At 58.2% G+C, this 3,724-nt stretch carries 4 protein-coding genes; 2 read left to right on the forward strand and 2 right to left on the reverse strand.

The window, feature by feature from the left end; all coding sequences use genetic code 11:
- Positions 1 to 548, reverse strand: a 548-nt coding sequence (locus ABX749_RS25555; RefSeq protein ID WP_372898495.1) for a response regulator, incomplete at its 3' end; no start/stop codon positions are given.
- Between the two features lie 367 nt (positions 549 to 915).
- Here ABX749_RS25555 and ABX749_RS25560 point away from each other — a divergent pair.
- Together ABX749_RS25560 and ABX749_RS25565 are read left to right on the forward strand one after the other, a co-directional pair.
- Entirely contained in the window at positions 916 to 2,154 is a 1,239-nt protein-coding gene (locus tag ABX749_RS25560; protein WP_372898496.1) for an STAS domain-containing protein, read from the forward strand.
- 81 nt (positions 2,155 to 2,235) lie between these two features.
- The gene (locus tag ABX749_RS25565; RefSeq protein WP_372898497.1) at positions 2,236 to 3,405 is read left to right on the forward strand and encodes a PP2C family protein-serine/threonine phosphatase; all 1,170 of its coding nucleotides are present in this window, start codon (positions 2,236 to 2,238) and stop codon (positions 3,403 to 3,405) included.
- On the opposite strand, the gene ABX749_RS25570 is transcribed toward ABX749_RS25565, so the two are convergent.
- A partial coding sequence (locus ABX749_RS25570) for a sensor histidine kinase (protein ID WP_372898498.1) occupies positions 3,392 to 3,724 on the reverse strand: 333 nt, incomplete at its 5' end. The two genes, ABX749_RS25565 and ABX749_RS25570, sit on opposite strands and share 14 nt — an antisense overlap.

The following is a 3,724-nucleotide window of genomic DNA, read 5'->3' on the forward strand; positions in this document are numbered from 1 at the left end:
AACGCCTCTTCGAGTGCCAGGCTGATGCGGATCGCTTCGGTCGCATCGCAAATGGCCAATCCCGAAGTGGTCCGTTGGACCAAGTCGACGAATTGGGGGATAAGATTGATGTCGCTGCGCAAATGAAACGTTAGCTCGGCGTCGGAAAGACAACGGACGACGCCGCCATAGGGATGGACGGCTTGCTTGAGCATCAGCACTTGCCGGACGGTATCGGACAGTCGTTCGGTCAACTGTAATTTAGGGACAAAGCTCGCCGCGCCGACTTCTAACGCTTCGATGGCATTGGTGGCCGACCCCATCGCCGTCATCACGATCACCGGAATTTCCGGCCGGTCCTGGCGAATCCGACGGACCAATTGCAAGCCATCCATTTCCGGCATCATCAGATCGGTGACCACCAAGTCGGGGGCTTGCTGTTGGATCGATTGCATCGCCTCGACGCCGTGTCCGGCAAAGCGAAGGTCCAGATCGTGATGATTCGACAAGATCCCCTGGACCAGTGTCTGATCGACACGTGAATCGTCCACGACCAAAATAGTTGTCATCGTCAATCTGTGCGTTTCAGGATCTCGATTGTGAACGTCAGGATGGCCCCGCTCTCCAAGTGGGCGGTCCCCACTGCCCTACCGGGCGGTCGACGGCATTGTTTAGTCTATCGATCTGCACGGTCGGGTGCGGGCGTGGTGGCCCGATCAGCGGGCGGAAATCAAGAATCGCCAACCGCTTTTCCCCGGGGGATTCCCGCTTCCCGGATGACGCCGCGGACTGCCAATGCGGCGGGGCATGAGGGCCCTCATCTGGCCCCCTGCTGATGGATCGCCGGTTAGTTGACAGCAGCGTTGAAGTAATCAATATTAGAAGTCCTCGATTCCACCCGTCCGCTTTGGTCTGGTTACTGGAGACGACCAAAGGATGGAAGAAATAAACATTAAATCCGTGGGCCGATTTGAGCTGAAACAATTGCTCAAACGTGAAGGGCGTCAGTCCGTCTATTTGGCGTATGACCCACATCTGGATCGCAAGTTGACGGTCCGAATCGCCGATTTCTCCGGCTTGGATGCACAGGTCCGCAGCGACTTTGATGCCCGTGCACACGCCCTGGCGGGGCTGCGGAACGCGCATCTGTCGGCCGTTTTAGATTTCGGCCAAACCGACGGCGTGGATTACCTGGCGACGACCCTCGTCGAAGGTCCGAATCTACGCGAAATCACCGCCCAAAACGCGACGGTCGAGCCGAAGCAAGCCGCCCTGATCGAACCCCGGCAGGTCGCCCTGCTGGTCGGAAAGCTTGCGTTGGGTGTCAGTCAAATGCACGCGGCCGGCTTGGTCCACGGATACCTTTCTCCCGAATGCGTGGTGCTGGAAAAGAACGGCGAACCGGTCATCGCGGATCTCGGGATGCCCGGGATGCTGTTGTCCGAAGAGGACGAGGACTCGGCGGACTTTCGCAACGAGTTTGCCGCCCCCGAGGTGTCGGTCGGATCCGGTGACGCGATCCGGCCGCAGTCGGATGTCTATTCCCTGGCTGCCATCGGATTCTTCGTGCTGACCGGTCACGCGCCCCAGTCCGCCGAGGAAGTGTTCCAGACTGCGCTGTACGAGGGATTGGACAGCGGTGCGGCCGATCAGTTCAAAACGACCTTCGCCAAGGCATTGTCGTTCGGTGCCAGCGAGCGTTATGCGTCGGCACGTGAATTAGCCGAGGCGATGGAAAGCCTGTTTCGGGTGACCCCACTGACGCAGCCGCGCGAGACGAAGTCGGCCGAAGAGGTCGCTTTCGACGAAGTGACGGAATCGGAATACGAACAATTCGATCTGCAGGAAATCGAAGGCGCCCATGTCGTGCATCTTCACGATGCCAGCGTGCTGTCGACCGAATCACTGGTGCAGACCAAGCATGAATTGTTCGCGATGGTGGAGAAATGCGATCCGAAACGATTGATCGTCAATTTCGCTTCCGTTCGGTTTTGTTCGTCCGAAACCGTCGGAATCCTGATTCAGCTGCACACCGAACTCAAGCCCCGCGACACCCGTCTGTATCTATGTGGGATGCGTGAATCGATTCGAGAGGTGTTCCGGGTGCTAAACTTGGATGGAACGGTCTTCGAAATCCGCGGCACCGTCACCAACGCACTCAAGAGCGCCGAATGATTCGACCTTCGCGATGACGGAGCGTGGTTTCACCACGCCGCTCGGATTTGCATTTCTGTCGATCGATCAACGTGTCTCTGGATGATGGGAACTCAACCAAGCGAATCGGCTGCAGCGGGCGGGGACCGATTTCTGATTCTGGTCGTCGAAGATTCTCTCGTTGATGCGATGGTCGTGCGAGAACGAATGGAACGCGACGGGCGTTTTAACGTCACGCACGTTGCGACCTTGGCAGAGACGCTTGAGCGGTTGTCGCAAGGTGTCTTGCCCGATGCGGTGATCCTGGATTTGAACCTGACCGATTCGGCGGGGCTGGAGACGTTTTGTCGGATTCACGATCCGTTTCCCAATCTACCGATCATCATTTTGACCGGCGATCACGATGAGTCGCTGGGGATCAAGGCGATGCGGTTGGGCGCTCAGGACTATGTCGGTAAATCCAATTTGGACGGACAGGTCTTGGTTCGATCGCTGCTCTACGCGATCGAGCGACACAAGCGGCGAATGGTCGAGCACCGCCAACGGGCGGTGGACCGTGAGCTGCAGTTTGCCAAACAGATCCAAGAGTATTTGCTGCCCAATGATTCACCGGAGATCCCCGGGTTCGACGTCGCGGGCCGTTGTGTCGCAATCGATTCGACGTCGGGAGATTTCTTTGATTTCATCGACCACGGGGACGGCAAATGGGACATCGTTCTAGCCGACGTCTGCGGACACGGGATCGGCCCGGCCATGATCACCGTCGGCACCCGTCGTTTGTTGAGATCGACCGCCGAACTGTATGAAGACGTAGGCCAACTGGTCACGATTGCCAATCGTGGAATTTGCGAAGACACGTTCCAATCACTCTTCGTCACGCTGTTCTTTGCCAGACTCGACTCCAATGCGATGCGATTGACTTACGTCGGTGCAGGTCATCTGGGGTTCTTGATCGACTCCGATGGCAAAGTCGCTGAGTTGAGAACGCGTGGGATTCCGACCGGGGTCGATCCGGACTACACCTACCAAGTGGACGGATCGGTCGAGCTTTCGGCCGGGTGCATCGTGTTGCTGATGACCGACGGGATCTGGGAAGCCCGCGGAGACGATCACGTTGCGTTCGGGAAAGAACGCGCCGCCGAAGTGGTTCATCGCAACCGCAGCAAACCGGCTTCGGAAATCGTCGCCGAATTGATCTCCTCGGTGACGTCCTTTTGCCATCCCCATCCGATCAAGGACGACATGACGGCCGTGGTGATCAAATCGTTTTGACGCCCGCGGTGCTGGGCAGCGTCAGCGAGAATCGGGCTCCTCCCAGTTCACTTTCGGTCACGCTGACCCCGCCTCCGTGCCGCTCGGCGATGCGTTTGACCAACGCCAAGCCGAGTCCTGTGCCGGTCTGGTCCCCTTTCGAATCGGTTCCGCCGGTGAGCCGCTGAAACGGTTCAAACACCGTTTCACGATCCTCGGGCGCGATGCCGCCTCCGTCATCGTCGATGCGGATGCAAAGTTCGTGGTCGGATTCGTCCGCCGACACAACGACTTTCGATGCGGCGTATCTTCCGGCGTTGCTGATCAGGTTGCCGATCGC

This window comes from Stieleria sp., assembly GCF_041595215.1.
GTDB classification, from domain to species: domain Bacteria; phylum Planctomycetota; class Planctomycetia; order Pirellulales; family Pirellulaceae; genus Stieleria; species Stieleria magnilauensis.

Excerpts from the sequence above, each read along its gene's own strand:
- ABX749_RS25565 (WP_372898497.1), top strand. The coding sequence starts at position 2,236 with ATGATGGGAACTCAACCAAGCGAATCGGCTGCAGCGGGCGGGGACCGA.
- ABX749_RS25560 (WP_372898496.1), top strand. The coding sequence starts at position 916 with ATGGAAGAAATAAACATTAAATCCGTGGGCCGATTTGAGCTGAAACAA.